The sequence below is a fragment of the Curtobacterium sp. Csp1 genome, from assembly GCF_013347185.1.
In genome coordinates, this window is sequence record NZ_CP054594.1 from 790,909 (window position 1) to 806,971 (window position 16,063).

Below are 16,063 nucleotides of genomic sequence, written 5' to 3' on the forward strand. Positions count from 1 at the left end.
GCCGGCCTGCCGGACGGTCTCTTCGCGAAACGCAACGTGGGCGGCTCCGCGCAGCGGAATGTCGCTGCGAGGAACCGCCCACGTTGCGTCTTGCGGGAACGAGCCGGGACGAACCGGCGAGCCGGCCCCGCTACCCCACCCCGAGCAGGGCCTCGAGCGGGCCGCGCGCGAAGTACAGCAGGAAGCCCGCGGCGACGACGGAGAGCAGCCACGAGACCTCGCGCCCGCGGCCGGACAGCAGCTTGATGAGCACCCAGCTGATGAAGCCCGCGCCGATGCCGTTCGCGATCGAGTACGTCAGCGGCATCACGACGATCGTCAGGAACGCCGGCAGCGCCGCCCCGAAGTCCGTCCATTCGATGTCCTTCACCTGCGCCACCATGAGCGCACCCACGACGACGAGTCCGGCGGCCGCGACCTCGAGCGGCACGACCTGGGTCAGCGGCGTGAGGAACATCGACGCCAGGAACAGCAGCCCCGTCACGACCGAGGCCATGCCCGTGCGGGCGCCCTCGCCGATGCCCGACGCGGAGTCGATGAACACCGTGTTCGACGACACCGAGGCACCACCGCCGGCGATCGCCCCGGCACCCTCGACGACGAGCGCGGACTTCAGGCGCGGGAAGGTTCCGTCGGGCTTCGCGACCCCGGCGGCCTTCGCCAACCCGGTCATCGTGCCCATGGCGTCGAAGAAGTTCGTGAACACGAGCGTGAAGACGAGCATCGACGCGGCGACCGGACCGATGCGGGTGAACGCCCCGAACACGTCCGCGTGCCCGACGAGCGACAGGTCCGGCAGCGCGAAGAACGCACTCGGCAGCCCCGGTGCGTTGAGGTTCCAGCCGGTCGGCGAGTCCACCGAGGTCGGGACCTTGAAGATCGCCTGCAGGATGATCGCGACGATCGTCGTGCCGATGATGCCGATGAGCAGCGCACCCTTGACCTTGCGCGCCATGAGCGTGCCGATGACGACCAGGCCGATCAGGAACACGATCGTCGGCAGGGCCGCGACGGAGCCGTCCTCGCCGAGCTGCAGCGGCGGCGACGCGTTCTTCGTGGTGCGCACGAAGCCCGAGTCGACGAGCCCGATGAAGGCGATGAACAGGCCGATGCCGACCGTGATCGCGGCCTTGAGCTGCGCGGGCACCGCCGTGAAGATCATCGTCCGGATGCCGGTCAGCGCCAGGATGACGATCACCACGCCGTTGATGACGACCAGGCCCATCGCCTCGGCCCACGTCACCTGGTGCACGACGCTCACGGCGAGGAACGAGTTGATCCCGAGCCCCGCTGCGATGCCGAACGGCAGGTTCGCGACGAGTCCCATCGCGATCGTCATGACCCCGGCCACGAGGCCGGTGGCCGCGGCGACCTGGGCGTTCTGCAGCCAGCCACCGAGGACGTCGTGCGGTGCCTGGTCCTGGCTGAACCCGCCGAGGATGAGCGGGTTGAGGATGACGATGTACGCCATCGTCACGAACGAGACGAGGCCACCACGGACCTCGCGGGGGATGCTCGACCCGCGCTGCGTGATCGAGAAGAAGCGGTCGAGGCCGGATGCGAAGCGGTTCCGGGGCGGGGTGTCGGTCTGCTGGGCGCTCACCGAAGGAGTTTACAGAACGCTGGGAGTGCGGCGGGTCGCGCTGGTACGGCGGTCACCGATCCGGCCGGGAGGCGCGCCCCACCTGGACGGGGTACGGCACCCCGGGTGCCGGGTCGCGTTCTGCGGCCAGACACGGTGTTGGATGAACAGGTGAACGAACGTCTGGACCGCGCGCGCATCGAAGCCGCCGTGCGCGAGCTCCTCCTCGCCGTGGGCGACGACCCCGACCGCCCCGAGCTCGAGCGGACGCCGGCCCGCGTCGCCGACTCCTACGCCGAGTTCTTCGCCGGCATCGGGGTCGACGCGACCGCGATCGCCCGGGACGGCGCCGTGCACTCCGAGGACGGCGAGCGCGGCCAGCTCGTGGTCGTCCGCGAGGTCCGGTTCCGCTCGATGTGCGAGCACCACCTGCTGCCCTTCATCGGGGTCGCGCACCTGGCGTACGCGCCGGGGGAGCAGCTCATCGGCCTCGGCACCCTGTCCCGCGTCCTCGACGCCGTGGCCTCGCGCCCGCAGCTGCAGGAGCGGCTCGGCGAGCAGGTCGCGGCGGCCGTGGCCGAGGGACTCGACGCCGCGGGCGTGCTCGTCGTGCTCGACGCCCGGCACCAGTGCGTCACCGCGCGGGGCGAACGGCAGTCGGGGTCGTCGACGGTGACCGTCGCGGCGACCGGCAGCCTCGCCGAGGCCGCGGGCCGTGCCGAGGCGATCGCGCTCATCGGCGCGGGCCTCGGCGCTGCCGCGGGTACCGGGAACGACCACGGGGCGGACGCATGACGACCGAGCAGCCGGCCACGAGCCTCCCGGCCGTGTCCACCGCACCCGGCTGGGTGGTGCCGGACCTGCGCGACCCGATCCGCACCATCGGCCGCCGCACCTTCGACTTCGACCACCGCGTCGCCGTCATGGCGATCGTCAACCGCACGCCGGACTCGTTCCACGACAAGGGCGCGACCTTCGCGCTCGACCGGGCCGTCGAGGCGGCGGTGCGCGCCGCCGACCAGGGTGCCGACTGGGTCGACATCGGCGGCGTGAAGTTCGCTCCCGGACCCGAGCTGTCCGCCGCGGACGAGCTCGACCGCGTCCTGCCGGTCGTGTCCCAGCTCGCGCAGCAGTCCGACGTCGTCATCTCGGTCGACACCTTCCGACCCGAGGTCGCGGCGGCGACGATCGCGGCCGGCGCCAGCGTCGTCAACGACACCACCGGACTCTCCGACCCGCGGATGGCGTCCGTCGTCGCGGACTCCGACGCGACCATCGTCATCACGCACTCGACCGCCCCGCCCCGGCAGCACCTGCCGGAGCCGCCGACGTACGCGGACGTGACCGCCTCGGTGGTGACGTTCCTGCAGGAGCGCGTGGACCGGGCACTCGCCGCGGGCATCCCCGAGTCGCGGATCATCGTCGACCCGGGGCACGACCTCAACAAGAACACCGTGCACACGCTCGAGGTCACGCGGCGCCTGCCCGAGGTCGTCGCGCTCGGCTACCCGGTGCTCGCCGCGGTGTCGAACAAGGACTTCGTGGGCGAGTCCCTCGGACGCCCCCGTGGTGAGCGCCTGCCGGGGTCGCTCGCCGCGGCCACCGTCAGCGCGATGCTCGGCGCCCGGATCGTCCGGATGCACGACGTGGTCGAGAGCGTCGACGCCATGCGCATGGTCGAGGCGGTCCTCGGCTGGCGCGAACCCGTGGAAGCGAGGCACAACACGTGACCGTCCTGCCCCCGTCCGTCGCGGACCTGTCCGACGACGACCTGCTCGAGCTCTACACCGCCTCCGTGCCCGAGGGACCGTGGCTGCGCGTGAACTTCGTGGCGACGCTCGACGGGTCGGCCTCCGCCTCGGGCCGCACTGCTTCGCTCGGCGGGGACGACGACCTGCGGGTGTTCGACCTGCTCCGCCGGACCGCCGACGTGGTGCTGGTCGCCGCGGGGACCGTGCGCGACGAGGAGTACGGCCCGATGGTGCTGCACGACGCCGACGTGGCGTGGCGCCGGGCGCACGGGATGCCCGACCACCCGGTCTTCGCGATCGTGACGAACTCGGCGTCGATGGACGCGTCGTCGCGGGTCTTCACCGAGGCGCCGGTGCGGCCGATCGTGCTGACCTCCGGATCGGGAGCCGCGTCGTCGTCCGGGAAGGCCCTGGCGTCCGTCGCGGACGTGGTGGAGTGCGGCTCCACCGCTGTGGACGTGGATGCGCTGCGGGACGCCCTGGCCGCGCGGGGGCTGGACCGGATCCACTGCGAGGGCGGGCCGTCGTTCCTCGGGGCGCTCGTGGCGGCCGACGCGGTGGACGAGCTGACGCTGACGATCGACCCGTCGCTCGAGGGCGGGGAGGGGCCGCGGATCGCGACCGGGTCCTCGCCGGAGCTGCGGCGGATGCGGCCGGCGCACGTGCTGCTCGGCGACGGCGGGGTGCTGCTGACGCGGTGGGTGCGGGCGCGGGGCTGACGCGGGACGGCGCGCGCCGGGGCGGCGGGGCGTCTCGCGGGGGCGTCTCGCGTGGCGCCGAGTCTCGCGCTGGTGGACGCGACTCGCGCTCCGGGACGCGAGTCTCGTCCGCCGGGCCGAGTCTCGGCGCGGCTAGGGTCGACGGTGTGATCGACGTCGTGGTGTCCGGGGTGCTGTTCGACATGGACGGGACGCTCGTCGACTCGACCACGGTGGTCGAGGCCGCGTGGACGAGGTTCGGCGACCAGCACGGACTCGACCCGGCCGAGATCCTCGGCTTCTCGCACGGTCGGCAGACGATCGACACCGTGCAGCGCTTCCTGCCGCACCTGTCGCCGGAGGACCAGCACGAGATCGTCGCGACCATGATCGCCGCCGAGATCGACTCCACCGACGGCATCGTCGAGGTCCCCGGCGCCGCCGCCTTCGTCCGGCGCCTGCTCGACGCGGGGGTCCCGATCGCGCTCGTGACGAGTGCCCCGCGTGACCTCGCCGTGAAGCGCATGGTCGCGGCCGGGGTCCCCGTGCCCGACGCCCTCGTGCCGTCGGAGGACGCCGAGCGGAGCAAGCCGCACCCCGAGGGGTACCTGCGCGGTGCCGCCCTGCTCGGGCTCCCCGCCGAGCGGTGCCTGGCGTTCGAGGACGCCCCCGCCGGGGTCGAGGCAGCGCTCGCGTCGGGCGCCACCACGGTCGTCGTCGGGACCCTCTCGGCGCCGGTGACCGAGGGGCTGCCGCGCATCGCGGGGTACGACGGGCTCGCGGTCGAGCGTGAAGGGGCCGCTTTCCGCGTCCGCGGCTGAACGTCGGCTCCGGACTGCGAACGCGTCCAGCGCTCCCCGACGACGGTGGTCGTTGCGGTCAGGACCCTCGACCGCAGGTGCGGCCGGACGATCCCGGCCCGGAAGGAGCGACCATGGCAGCCCTCGACGGCAAGAAGATCCTCGTCATCGCGACGAACTACGGTGTGGAGCAGGACGAGATCGTCGTCCCCACCGACCAACTCCGTGAGCGCGGTGCGGACGTGACCGTCGCCGCGCAGGAGTCGGGCTCGATCGAGACCCTCGTCGGCGACAAGGACCCGGGCAAGTCGGTGTCCGTCGACACCACCATCGGCAGTGTCAGCGGAGCAGGCGACTACGACGCGCTCGTCGTCCCCGGCGGCACGATCAACGCCGACACCATCCGCCAGGACAAGGACGCGGTCGCCCTCGTCAAGGCGTTCGCCGAGGCCGGCAAGCCCGTCGCGGCGATCTGCCACGGCCCGTGGACGCTCATCGAGGCGGGCGTGGTCTCCGGCAAGACGATCACCTCGTTCCCGTCGCTCCAGACCGACGTGCGGAACGCCGGTGCGGAGTGGGTCGACCAGGAGGTCCAGGTCGACGGCGGCCTCATCACCTCGCGGAACCCCGACGACCTGCCCGCGTTCGTCGACGCGATCGAGCAGGCGCTCACCGCCTGACGCCGCCAGCGCGCGGTTCAGGGCAGCGGCACGGGGCGGGTCGTCCGGAGCACCGCGGGTCCGAGGGTCAGCACCCCGTCGGACTCCGGGTCGCACCGGACCCCGCCCCGACCCCGCATCGCACGGAACGCCCCCGGTGCGACCTCGTGGTCCATCCAGGCGCACGGGTTCGCCGGGCGGTACCCGCGGAACAGCACGGGCTCCTCGCCGGGGACCTGGAGCGAGAACGGCTCCCCGCGCAGCGCCTCGACGTCCGCGCCGCGGAGCACCACGTTCCGTCGGGTCGCCGCCGGGTCCACCGCCGCGCCGAGGGAGCGAGAGACCTCCTCGAGCCCCTCGACACCGATGACCGTCACGGTGGCGTGCACGTGGGCCCGGGCGGCGTAGTACCGGTCGCCGACGATGCCGAGTCCCGCCCGCAGCTCGATCCGGTCGCGCAGCTCGGGTCCGTCGGCCGGTAGCGCACCGTCCACCGGGCGCCCCTCGTATCGGTGGCGGGGTGACGCGAGGAGCAGGACGACCTCCACGGGGGTCTCGACGCGCAGGTCCTCGGCCACGCGCCCACCGTAGTCGTAGCGGCCGTGGCGAGCCGCCCCGGATGCCGCCGCTGCCGTGTCCGATTCCCGCCGGTCACTGTCGCCGGCCCGTGTCAGGGTTGCCGCATGACCAGCACCGCGGACGACACCCTGCACGCCGAGCGCTACCGCGTCGTCGCCTCCCGCGACGCGCGGTTCGACGGTCAGTTCGTCACCGCCGTGCACTCGACGGGCATCTACTGCCGACCGTCCTGCCCCGCCCGAACGCCGCGCGCGTCCGGGGTCACCTTCTTCCGCACCAGCGCCGCGGCGCACCTCGCCGGGTTCCGCGCGTGCAAGCGGTGCCTGCCCGAGGCGACCCCGGGCAGCCCCGAGTGGGACCTGCGCGAAGACGTCGCCGGCCGGGCGATGCGGCTCGTGCTCGACGGGGTGGTGGAGCGCGAGGGCGTCCCCGGCCTCGCCGCTCGGGTCGGCTACTCGGAACGGCAGCTCGGTCGCATCATGACGGCCGAGCTCGGTGCGGGACCGAAGGCGCTCAGCCGGGCACACCGCGCGCAGACCGCCCGCGCGCTGCTCACCTCGTCCGACCTGTCCGTGGCGGACGTCGCCTTCGCGGCGGGCTTCGCGAGCGTCCGGCAGTTCAACGACACCATCCGCGAGGTCTTCGCCGTCACCCCGTCGGAACTCCGGGCCCGCCGCGTGCTCCGCTCGGTCGAGGACGGCTGGCTGCACGTGCACCTGCCGGCCCGCGCCCCGTTCGACGCCCAGGGCCTGCTCGACTGGCACGCGCTCCACGCACTCGCCGGGCTCGAGCAGGTGGAGCGGGACGACTCAGGGCGGGTCACCTCGTACGGGCGGCTGGTCGACCTGCCAGGAGGCCCGGCTCGCTTCACGGCGTCGGCCTCCGCCACGCGGACGGCCGGCTCCGCAGCCGGTCGGACCGGCATCGACCTGCGGGTGCGGCTGACCACCCTGTCCGACCTGCCGACGCTCGTCGCGCGGGTGCGCTCGCTGTTCGACCTCGACGCCGATCCGGAGGCGGTGGACGCGGTCCTCGCGGCCGTCCCGGAGCTCGCACCCGCGGTGGCCCGTGTCCCGGGGATCCGGCTGCCCGGGCACGCCGACGCGGACGAGGTCCTGTTCCGAACCCTCATCGGCCAGCAGGTGTCGGTCGCCGCCGCACGCACGGCGCAGACCCGGCTCGTGGCCGCGCTCGGCGCACCGGTGCCCGACGACCTGGTGCCGGGCGGTCGACTGTTCCCGACGGCTGCAGTGATCGCGGAGCGCGGTCGCGAGGTCCTCCGGGGCCCGGCGGCGCGCGTGGACACCATCATCCGCGTGGCCGAGGCACTCGCGGTCGGCACGCTCATCGTCGATGCCGTGCAGTCCCTCGACGAGCTCCGGGGCGGACTCCTCGCGGTGAAGGGCATCGGCCCCTGGACCGCCGACTACGTGGCACTGCGGGTCCGGCACCACCCCGACGTGTTCCTCCACAGCGACCTCGCCGTGCGGAACGGTGCACAGGAACTCGGACTGCCCGGTGCGGCGCGCGAGCTCTCCGTACGGTCGGAGCAGGTGGCGCCGTGGCGGAGCTACCTGACGATGCACTGCTGGCGGCCGATCGTCGACCGGGCGGCCGCCGTCGCCGAGACGAGCGCGCGGGCCGCCGCCGCCTCAGCCGCCCAACGAAGCTGATCAACGAGGAGGACGATCGATGACCGACGCAATCATCCAGACGCTGGACACGCCAGACGGGCCCTTCACCGTGCTCGAGGACTCGGAGGGCCGCGTGCTCGCCTCGGGGTGGACCGACGACGCCGAGCGCATCGTCGCCCGGCTGGCCGACCGACACCGACCCGAGCGCGTGGTCGACGGCGCGGTCAGCGCTGCCGAGGCGGTCGACGCCTTCTACGACGGGCAGGTCGAGCACGCCATGCAGGTGCCCGTGCGGCAGTTCGGCACGGACCTCTTCGCCGAGGGGTGGCGACAGCTCCGGGCGATCCCGGCCGGGTCGGTGCTCACCTACACCGAACTCGCGAGCGCCATGGGTCGGCCCGACGCGATCCGAGCTGCCGCGAGCGTGTGCGCACGGAACGCCCCGGCGCTGTTCGTGCCCTGTCACCGGGTCCTCCGGTCGGACGGCACCCTCGGCGGGTTCGCGTGGGGCCTCGACGTCAAGCGGTCCCTGCTCGAGCGGGAGTCGGTGGGCGCGACGGCGCTGGTGTGACGGGTACTGGCCGTCCTCCCCCTGCTTGCGGGTGGTGACGCGGACCGGGGCGCCTGCCATGCTCTCGGTACCGACACCAGCACGGTCCGTCCCGAGGACCCGACGCAGCGCCGTCGCACCACCCCGAGGACACCCATGCACGACGATCGTCCCCGCACCCCCGAGCACGCGGCGGGGCCTCCCGGAGCGCCCGGCGTCCCGGGGAGCGCCATCGCGCCGGCCCCGCTCCCGGCCGGGCACCTCTCGCCCGGGCAGCCCTCGGCCGGACAGCCCTCGTCCGGACACTTCTCGGTCGGGCACCTCGACCGGATCGTGCACTCGGCGGACGGCACGCCGCTCGCCGTCTCCGAGGCCGGCTCCGGTCCGACCCTGCTCGTCGTCGGCGGCGCCTTCGACCACCACGGCACGCCGACGGTGGACCGGCTCGTCCGGGCACTCCGCGACCGCTACCGGGTCGTCACGTACGACCGGCGCGGCCGGGGCGCGAGCGGGGACACCGCCCCGTGGTCGATCGAGCGCGAGATCGAGGACATGGCGGCGGTCGTCGCCTCGGTCCCCGGTCCCGTCGACGCGCTCGGCACGTGTGTCGGTGCGGGCCTCGTCCTCCGTGGACTCGCGGCCGGCGTCCCGCTCCGACGCGCGGTGCTCTGGGAACCGCCGTACCGCGCGACCGTCGACCCGCACGCCGACGACGTCCTGCTCGCGGACGTCCTCGACGAGCACGTCGCCGCGGGCCACCGCGCGCAGGCGGTGCGGGCGTTCCTCGCCCAGGTCCTCGGCCTGCCGATGGGCCAGGTCACCGCCGCACGACTCCGACCGCGGCTATGGAGGGCCCTCCTCGCCGATGCGCACGTGCTCTCCCGCGACGTCCGGGTCCTCGGCGGACTGGCGGTCCCGCAGCGCGTCGCCGAAGCGGTGGGCGTCCCGGTGCTCGTCGCCGCGGGGGACGCCGGGGTCGAGTGGATGCGTGCAGCGGCTGCGGCGCTCGCCGAGGCCGTACCGGGTTCGCGGTCCCTCGTCGTCCCGGGACAGGGACACGTGCCCGACCCCGTGGTCCTCGGGCACCTGGTCGACCGGTTCACGGGAGTCGACGCACCGAGCGTCGATCCAGGGGACACCGACGCGCACTGACCGACCGGCTGCTGCGAGAGGATGGTGCGGTGACTGCTCCCCGCCTCGGCCTGCTGCTCGACGTCGACGGACCGATCGCCAGCCCGGTGACCCGGACCATCGCGATCCCGTCCATCGTCGAGGACCTCGTCGCCCTCGCCGCCGAGGGCATCCCGATCGTCTTCAACACCGGTCGGAGCGACGCCTTCATCCGGCAGGAGGTCGTCGGTCCGCTGCTCGCCGGCGGTCTGGCCGAGGGCACCCGGGTGCACGCCGTGTGCGAGAAGGGCGCCGTCTGGTGCTCCATCGGACCGCAGTACGACGGCGGCACGGGCGAGCTGACGGTCGCCGAGGACCTCGCGCTCCCACACGACTTCGCGGACGAGATGCGCGAGCTCGTCCGGGCCGAGTACGCCGACCTGGTCTTCTTCGACGAGACGAAGCGCGCGATGGTGTCGATCGAGCAGCGCGTCGAGGTGCCGAACGCGACCTACCTGGAACGCCAGGCCGACTTCGACGCGCAGGCGATGGCGGCGCTCGTGCGTCGGGGCCTCGGCGTGCGCCGCCTCGACGACGTCCGGCCGGACGCCGACGGTGCCGTGCAGTGGCGCATCGACCCGACGATCATCTCGACCGACGTCGAGTCGGACCGGTCCGGCAAGGACCTCGGCGCGGAGCGGTCGCTCGAGCTGCTGTCGGCGGACGGCGAGCTGCCGGTCACCTGGCGCACGGTCGGGGACTCGCGCAGCGACTACGCGATGGCGGACTGGCTGCACGCGAACGGCCACGACGTCGCCCACGTCGACGTCCGACCCGCTGACGGGGTCCCCGCGACGCCGTACCCGGTGCTCACCGCTCCGGACGGGATCATCCACGACGAGGCGGGCGCACGCTTCCTCGCGGACTGGCGCCGCACCGCCTGACCCGCCCCGCGACCGGCGCCGCCCGACCCGTCCCGGAATCGGCGCCGCGGCCGACGCGCGCACCCGGCCCCGTGCCTCCCGGCCGAGAGGCCGTCGTCCACGCGATACGCCCCGCTCGAGCCGAGACACCGTCCCGTCCCGCGGCGTCTCGCCGGCACGGCGGCGTCTCGCCGGCCGGGGGCGTCCCGCCGTTGCGGCCCGAGCCCCGCCCCGCGCCGCCCGCACCGTTTGCGGACCGGGGTGGTACACCAGTACCCTTCCGGGGTCCACCGCCAGACCGATGACGGGAACCCCCCATGGCACTCCGCACCAAGTCGATCGAGGCCTCGCTGGCCGACTCCGAGGAGCAGGGCCGGTCACTCAAACGGTCCCTCAAGACGTTCGACATCGCCGCGATGGGCATCGCGGTCGCGGTCGGCGCCGGCATCTTCTCCGTCGGCGCGAACGCCGCCGCCAACTTCGCCGGACCGAGCGTCATCATCTCGTTCCTGCTCGCCGCCGTCACGTGCGGCCTGGCGATCATGTGCTACGCCGAGTTCGCGTCGACGATCCCGGTCGCCGGCTCGGCCTACACGTTCACCTACGCGACGATGGGCGAGCTCCTCGCCTGGATCGTCGGGTGGGACCTGATCCTCGAGACCCTCACCGCGAGCGCCGTCATCGCGAAGTACTGGGGGATCTACCTCAGCACCGCGTTCGGGGTGTTCGGCATCGACCTGCCCGACACGATCCAGCTCGGCCCGATCGGCTTCACGTGGGGTCCGGTGCTCATCGTCGGCCTGTTCACCGTGCTGCTGGCGTTCGGCACGCGCCTGTCGAGTCGGGTGTCCGCGGTCATCACGGTCATCAAGGTCGCGATCGTCGTCTTCGTCATCGTCGCCGGGGCGTTCTTCGTCAAGGCCGCGAACTTCGCGCCCTTCGTCCCGCCGGCCGAGCCGACCAAGGGTGCCGAGGGCGGCGTCCTGACGCAGTCGCTCGTGTCCTTCGTCACGGGCTCCGCGCCCGCGCAGTACGGGGTGTTCGGCCTGCTCGCTGCGGCCTCGCTCGTGTTCTTCGCTTTCATCGGCTTCGACGTCGTCGCGACGAGCGCCGAGGAGACCGAGAACCCGCAGAAGACCCTGCCCCGCGGCATCTTCATCGGGCTCGGCATCGTCACGCTGCTCTACGTCGGCGTCAGCATCGTCATCACCGGCATGGTCTCGTACCGGCGCCTCGCGGAGGAGGACGCCCCGTCCCTCGCCTCGGCCTTCGACATCGTGGGCCTGCCGTGGGCGGCGGGGATCATCGCCATCGGTTCGCTGATCGGCCTCACCACCGTCGTGATGGTGCTGCTGCTCGGCCTGTCGCGCATCGTGTTCTCGATGAGCCGTGACGGCCTGCTGCCCCGCTGGTTCTCGAAGACGAACCCGAAGACGCAGACCCCGGTCCGGGTGCAGGTCGTCGCGGGCGTGGTCGTGGCGTTCATCGCCGGGTTCACCGCGGTCGAGCGTCTCGAGGGCATGATCAACATCGGCACGCTCTCCGCCTTCGTCCTCGTGTCGATCGGCATCGTGGTGCTCCGCAAGACCCGTCCGGACGCGCCCCGCGCCTTCCGGGTGCCGTGGTCGCCGGTGCTCCCGATCATCTCGGCGGTGCTGTGCTTCTGGCTCATGCTCAACCTCGAGGTCGAGACGTGGCTGCGGTTCATCGTGTGGCTGGCGATCGGCTTCGCGATCTACTTCGGGTACAGCCGTCGGCACAGCCGGGTGGGCAAGGGCCTGCAGTAGGCCCGACGGTCGGAGCGGCTGCGACTCGTCCTCGGCGCAACGCGAAGCACTCCGCGCCACGGGTTTCCGTGGCGCGGAGTGCTTTCGGTTGTGCGGGCGCACGACACGGCGTCACCGCGCCGCCCCGCCGCGCGCTACGCGCCGACGGCCAGCGCGACGCCGAACGACAGCATCACGACGGCGACCAGCCCGTCGAACACACGCCAGGTGAGCGGCCGGGCGAACAGCGGCCGCAGCAGCCGCCCGCCGAACCCGAGCGCACCGAACCACAGGCAGCTCGCCGCCACGGCCCCGATCGTCCACCACCAGCGGTCGTCGACGCCCTGCTGGTTCGCCACCGACCCGAGGAACACGAGCGTGTCGAGGTACACGTGCGGGTTCGCCCACGTGAACACGAGCATGGTCAGGACCGCGGCCCGCATCGTCGGTGCGGCCGGGCGCGTGGTCACCCCACCCCGGCCGGGAGGCACGACCCCCGTCCGCCCCGCCGGCTCGGCCGTCGGGCTGGTCGCCGACGCGCTGGTCGCGGGCGTGCTGGGCGCAGTCGTGCTGGGCGCCGGCGCGCTGGGCGCCGGGATGCTGGTCCGGGTCTGCCCGGCGGGTGCCGCTGCCGGTGCCGGCACCCCGTCGTCGTCCGCTGCCTGCTCGACGCGCATCGCGTCCCCGGACGGCCGCAGCGCGCGCTTCGCCGCGAGGGCCCCGTAGGCCAGCAGGAACGCCGCCCCGACGAAGCGGATGACGACGACCGCGACGGGGAAGCGCTCGACGACCACCCCGACGCCGAGGACGCCCGCCAGGATGAGCACCGCGTCCGACACCGCGCACACCACGACGGAGGCCGCGACCACCCGGACCGACGCGGTCACCGCCAACCGGAGCAGGTAGGTGTTCTGGACGCCGATCGCCACGATCAGCGCGAGTCCGGTGCCGAGGCCGGCGAGCAAGGGGAGGAGCGCGTCCACCCGTCCGACGCTAGGGCCGCCGCGACCTGCAGGCCAGCTCACGTTCCTTCGGCACCGTAAGCTCAGCTGCATGCTCCGGCTGCAGCGCGACCACCTCGAGACCCTGCTCGCCGCGGTCGACCACGGCACCCTCGACGCCGCGGCCCGGGCGCTGTCGATCACCCCGTCCGCGGTGTCGCAGCGGATCAAGGCGATGGAGCAGCAGCTCGGGCGGGTCCTGCTCCAGCGGACGACCCCGGTGGCGCCGACCGCCGACGGCGAGGTCGTCCTCCGACACGCGCGTCAGGCGCGGCTGCTCGACGACGAGACCGCACGGGCGCTCGGAGTGGGTCCCGACGGGGACGCAGCGCTGCCGGTGGTCCCCTCCGTCGCCCTCGCCGTGAACGCCGACTCCCTCGGCACGTGGTTCCTCGACGCGCTCGCCCTCGTCCGTGCGGACACCGAGGTGGTGTTCGACCTACACCGCGAGGACCAGGACCGCACCGCCGAGCTCCTGCGTGCCGGCACCGTGATGGCGGCGGTCACCGCCGAGGCCGACCCGGTCCAGGGCTGCTCGTCCGTGCTGCTCGGCGTCGACCGGTACCGCGCCGTGGCGTCCCCGGCCTTCGTCGCCCGGTACCTGGACGGCGCGGACACCGAGCGACGGATGACCGACCGGCTCGACCGGGTCCCGCTCGTCGACTACGACCGCGACGACGACCTGCAGCAGGGGTACCTCCGCCGGGTCCTCGGGCACGCCCCCGGCGGTCCGCGCCACTTCGTCCCGACCTCGGCCGACTTCGCCCGCGCGGTGACGCTCGGGTTCGGCTGGGGGATGCTCCCGGAGGCGCAGTGCCTGCAGGGTCTGCGGGAGGGCTCGCTCGTCGAGCTCACCCCGGGCCGGCGCGCCGACGTGGCGCTCTGGTGGCAGCGGTGGAACCTGGCGTCCCCGTTGCTCGAGCGCGTGACGGACGCGGTGCGGACGACCGCGCGGGAGTGGCTGCACCAGCCCGCCTGACGGGGCTCAGGCGGTCGCACGCCAGCGGAGCCCGTCGACGAGCAGGCCGACCAGGTGCTGGCTCTGCTCGACGGTGGGTGCGCCGTGGCACAGGTCGGCGACCGCGCGGAGCAGCTGGGTCGCGTCGAGGTCGCTCCGGATGGTTCCAGCGGCCGAGGCGGCGTCGAGCAGCCCGGTCAACGCGCCGCCGAGCCGGTCGATGAACCACGGGTGCAGGCCCTCGAACGCCGGGTCCCCGGACTGCAGGGCGGCCGCGAGACCGCGCTTCGTGGCGACGAACCCGGTGAAGCGCTGCAGCCACCGGGCGAGCGCCTCGTCCGGCTCGTGGACGGCGCTGAGTTCCGCGGCAGCGTCCGCGCAGTCCTCGACGGCCTGCCGGAACACCGCGACGACCAGGTCGGACCGCTGGGGGAAGTGCCGGTAGAGCGTGCCCACACCGACCCCGGCGCGTTCGGCGACCACCCGGGCGGGGGCGTCGACGCCCTGCTCGGCGAAGACCGCACGGGCGGTGTCCACGAGGGCGTCGAGGTTGCGACGGGCGTCGGCGCGCACGGGGCCTCCGGTCGGTGGGTCGGGTTGCGCGGTCGGACCGCGCGGGGCTTGCGGAAACGGAACAGCGTTCCGTATGGTTCCGGAAGAGCGTTCCGGTTCCGTCCACGATACGGCACGGGAGCACCGGGCGCCACGGACAGGAGGCACTCCCATGCAGTACCGCACCCTCGGCCGCACCGGCATCCAGGTCAGCCCCTTCGCACTCGGCGCGATGATGCTCGGCACGGACGGCCGGATCGGCAACGGCGACGAGCAGGACTCGATCCGCATCGTCCACCGCGCCCTCGACGCCGGCATCAACCTCATCGACACCGCGGACCGCTACTCACAGGGCGGGTCCGAGACGCTGATCGGCAAGGCGATCGCGGGCCGCCGGGACGACGTCGTGCTCGCGACGAAGTTCAACGGCCCCATGGGCGACGACCCCAACCGGCGCGGCAACTCCCGACGCTGGATCACCCGCGCGGTCGAGGACTCGCTCCGCCGCCTGCAGACCGACCACATCGACCTCTACCAGGCGCACCGCCCGGACGACACCGTCGACCTCGAGGAGACCCTGTCCGCCCTCACCGACCTCGTGCGGAGCGGCAAGGTCCGGGCGATCGGCAGCTCGGACTTCCCGGCGTCGATGCAGGTCGAGGCACAGTGGACCTCGGAGCGCCGCGGCCTCGAGCGCTTCCGCTCCGAGCAGCCGACCTACTCGATCCTCAACCGCGGCATCGAGCGCGAGGTGCTGCCCGTCGCCCAGCGGTACGGGATGGGCGCGCTGGTGTGGAGCCCGCTCGCCGGCGGCATGCTGACCGGACGCTTCCGGAAGGGGCAGCAGAGCGACCTCGCCCGCGTCGGGATGTTCCGGCACAACCAGGACGCGCGCCGGATCGACGCCGTGGAGCAGGTGGCGGCGCTGTCCGAGGACACCGGCATCCCGATGACGCACCTGGCGCTGGCGTTCGCGATCGCCCACCCCGGGGTGACGAGCGCGCTGATCGGCCCGCGCTCGACGGAGCAACTCGACGACCTGCTCGCCGCGGCCGACGTCGCACTGTCCGACGAGGTCCTCGACCGCATCGACGCGATCGTCCCGCCCGGAGCCGACGTCTCCCGGCTCGACCAGCAGTACGAGCCGCCGGCGATCACCCGGCAGGAACTCCGGCGCCGCCCGCTCGCCGAACGCTCCGCCGCCTGACCCCTCCCTCCCCCCCTCGCAAGACGCAACGTCGGCGGTTGCTCGCAGCGCGATACCGCTGCGAGGATCCGCCGACGTTGCGTTTCGCGGAACGCGCCGCCGCGAAACGCCGCCCCGCCCCGACACGCGCGCCCGGCGCCGGGGCGTGCGGGAATGCGGGAAACCGCAAGGATCGGCGCTCCGGTGCCGAGTTCACCCGTCGGACACACGGCGCGGCCGACCGGCTCGTAGTGTCGACCAGACCGACGGCGACGGGCCGTCGCCGCACGACCGCTCTCGACACACCGAACAGC

The 16,063-nt window shown here is 73.4% G+C and carries 16 protein-coding genes; 12 read left to right on the forward strand and 4 right to left on the reverse strand.

The genetic code is table 11. The features are described from left to right. Positions 1–130: 130 nt before the first annotated feature. The gene (locus HUN58_RS03955) at positions 131–1,603 is read right to left on the reverse strand and encodes an NCS2 family permease (RefSeq protein WP_180225957.1); all 1,473 of its coding nucleotides are present in this window, start codon (positions 1,601–1,603) and stop codon (positions 131–133) included. Positions 1,604–1,753: 150 nt separating this feature from the next. On the opposite strand from HUN58_RS03955, the gene folE reads away from it, so the two are divergent. From folE to HUN58_RS03980, 5 genes are all read left to right on the forward strand, one after another. Beyond that, the gene (gene folE / locus HUN58_RS03960) at positions 1,754–2,377 is read left to right on the forward strand and encodes a GTP cyclohydrolase I (protein WP_114849311.1); all 624 of its coding nucleotides are present in this window, start codon (positions 1,754–1,756) and stop codon (positions 2,375–2,377) included. Continuing rightward, a complete protein-coding gene (gene folP, locus HUN58_RS03965) occupies positions 2,374–3,312 on the forward strand; it encodes a dihydropteroate synthase (RefSeq protein ID WP_208745418.1) in 939 nt (312 codons plus the stop codon). The genes folE and folP overlap by 4 nt, the downstream gene beginning before the upstream one ends. Further along, positions 3,309–4,052, forward strand: coding sequence for a pyrimidine reductase family protein (locus HUN58_RS03970; protein ID WP_229666842.1), 744 nt, complete (start codon positions 3,309–3,311; stop codon positions 4,050–4,052). Before folP ends, HUN58_RS03970 begins: the two co-directional genes overlap by 4 nt. 146 nt (positions 4,053–4,198) lie before the next feature. Beyond that, positions 4,199–4,852: an HAD-IA family hydrolase gene (locus HUN58_RS03975; RefSeq protein ID WP_254631616.1), complete on the forward strand. Its 654-nt coding sequence runs from the start codon at positions 4,199–4,201 to the stop codon at positions 4,850–4,852. Between the two features lie 113 nt (positions 4,853–4,965). Then, positions 4,966–5,511 carry a type 1 glutamine amidotransferase domain-containing protein gene (locus tag HUN58_RS03980; protein WP_208745419.1) on the forward strand — a complete coding sequence of 182 codons (546 nt, stop codon included), beginning with the start codon at positions 4,966–4,968 and terminating at the stop codon, positions 5,509–5,511. A 17-nt stretch (positions 5,512–5,528) separates the two neighbouring features. Here the strand turns inward: HUN58_RS03980 and HUN58_RS03985 are convergent, their stop codons facing one another. Further along, positions 5,529–6,068 (reverse strand): molybdenum cofactor biosysynthesis protein, encoded by a 540-nt coding sequence (locus tag HUN58_RS03985; RefSeq protein ID WP_114849315.1) that lies wholly within the window; start codon positions 6,066–6,068, stop codon positions 5,529–5,531. Between the two features lie 105 nt (positions 6,069–6,173). Between HUN58_RS03985 and HUN58_RS03990 the strand changes: the two genes are divergently transcribed. The 5 genes from HUN58_RS03990 (at position 6,174) to HUN58_RS04010 (ending at position 12,073) form a co-directional block, all read left to right on the forward strand. Beyond that, positions 6,174–7,742, forward strand: coding sequence for a DNA-3-methyladenine glycosylase 2 family protein (locus HUN58_RS03990; protein ID WP_180225958.1), 1,569 nt, complete (start codon positions 6,174–6,176; stop codon positions 7,740–7,742). A 19-nt stretch (positions 7,743–7,761) separates the two neighbouring features. Then, a complete protein-coding gene (locus tag HUN58_RS03995; RefSeq protein ID WP_180225959.1) occupies positions 7,762–8,274 on the forward strand; it encodes a methylated-DNA--[protein]-cysteine S-methyltransferase in 513 nt (170 codons plus the stop codon). A gap of 135 nt (positions 8,275–8,409) precedes the next feature. Then, complete coding sequence (locus HUN58_RS04000; protein ID WP_180225960.1) at positions 8,410–9,405, forward strand: alpha/beta fold hydrolase; 996 nt, start codon at positions 8,410–8,412, stop codon at positions 9,403–9,405. A gap of 29 nt (positions 9,406–9,434) precedes the next feature. Further along, positions 9,435–10,307, forward strand: a complete 873-nt coding sequence (locus tag HUN58_RS04005; protein WP_180225961.1) for a hypothetical protein — start codon at positions 9,435–9,437, stop codon at positions 10,305–10,307. A 296-nt stretch (positions 10,308–10,603) separates the two neighbouring features. Beyond that, positions 10,604–12,073, forward strand: coding sequence for an APC family permease (locus HUN58_RS04010; RefSeq protein ID WP_058740747.1), 1,470 nt, complete (start codon positions 10,604–10,606; stop codon positions 12,071–12,073). A gap of 134 nt (positions 12,074–12,207) precedes the next feature. Here the strand turns inward: HUN58_RS04010 and HUN58_RS04015 are convergent, their stop codons facing one another. Beyond that, on the reverse strand, positions 12,208–13,035 hold the full coding sequence (locus tag HUN58_RS04015) for a LysE family transporter (protein WP_254631617.1): 828 nt from the start codon (positions 13,033–13,035) through the stop codon (positions 12,208–12,210). A gap of 70 nt (positions 13,036–13,105) precedes the next feature. Here HUN58_RS04015 and HUN58_RS04020 point away from each other — a divergent pair, with 70 nt between their 5' ends. Further along, entirely contained in the window at positions 13,106–14,032 is a 927-nt protein-coding gene (locus HUN58_RS04020; protein WP_180225963.1) for a LysR family transcriptional regulator ArgP, read from the forward strand. A gap of 6 nt (positions 14,033–14,038) precedes the next feature. Here HUN58_RS04020 and HUN58_RS04025 read toward each other — a convergent pair whose 3' ends face one another. Then, positions 14,039–14,584: a TetR/AcrR family transcriptional regulator gene (locus tag HUN58_RS04025; protein ID WP_144803818.1), complete on the reverse strand. Its 546-nt coding sequence runs from the start codon at positions 14,582–14,584 to the stop codon at positions 14,039–14,041. A gap of 151 nt (positions 14,585–14,735) precedes the next feature. Between HUN58_RS04025 and HUN58_RS04030 the strand changes: the two genes are divergently transcribed. After that, positions 14,736–15,770, forward strand: a complete 1,035-nt coding sequence (locus tag HUN58_RS04030; RefSeq protein ID WP_114849323.1) for an aldo/keto reductase — start codon at positions 14,736–14,738, stop codon at positions 15,768–15,770. Positions 15,771–16,063: the final 293 nt, after the last annotated feature.

Bases quoted from the DNA above. Each gene is read 5' to 3' on its own strand.
- HUN58_RS04030 (WP_114849323.1), top strand. From the start codon at position 14,736: ATGCAGTACCGCACCCTCGGCCGCACCGGCATCCAGGTCAGCCCCTTC.
- HUN58_RS03990 (WP_180225958.1), top strand. From the start codon at position 6,174: ATGACCAGCACCGCGGACGACACCCTGCACGCCGAGCGCTACCGCGTC.
- folP (WP_208745418.1), top strand. From the start codon at position 2,374: ATGACGACCGAGCAGCCGGCCACGAGCCTCCCGGCCGTGTCCACCGCA.
- HUN58_RS04020 (WP_180225963.1), top strand. From the start codon at position 13,106: ATGCTCCGGCTGCAGCGCGACCACCTCGAGACCCTGCTCGCCGCGGTC.
- HUN58_RS03980 (WP_208745419.1), top strand. From the start codon at position 4,966: ATGGCAGCCCTCGACGGCAAGAAGATCCTCGTCATCGCGACGAACTAC.
- HUN58_RS03995 (WP_180225959.1), top strand. From the start codon at position 7,762: ATGACCGACGCAATCATCCAGACGCTGGACACGCCAGACGGGCCCTTC.
- HUN58_RS04000 (WP_180225960.1), top strand. From the start codon at position 8,410: ATGCACGACGATCGTCCCCGCACCCCCGAGCACGCGGCGGGGCCTCCC.
- HUN58_RS04010 (WP_058740747.1), top strand. From the start codon at position 10,604: ATGGCACTCCGCACCAAGTCGATCGAGGCCTCGCTGGCCGACTCCGAG.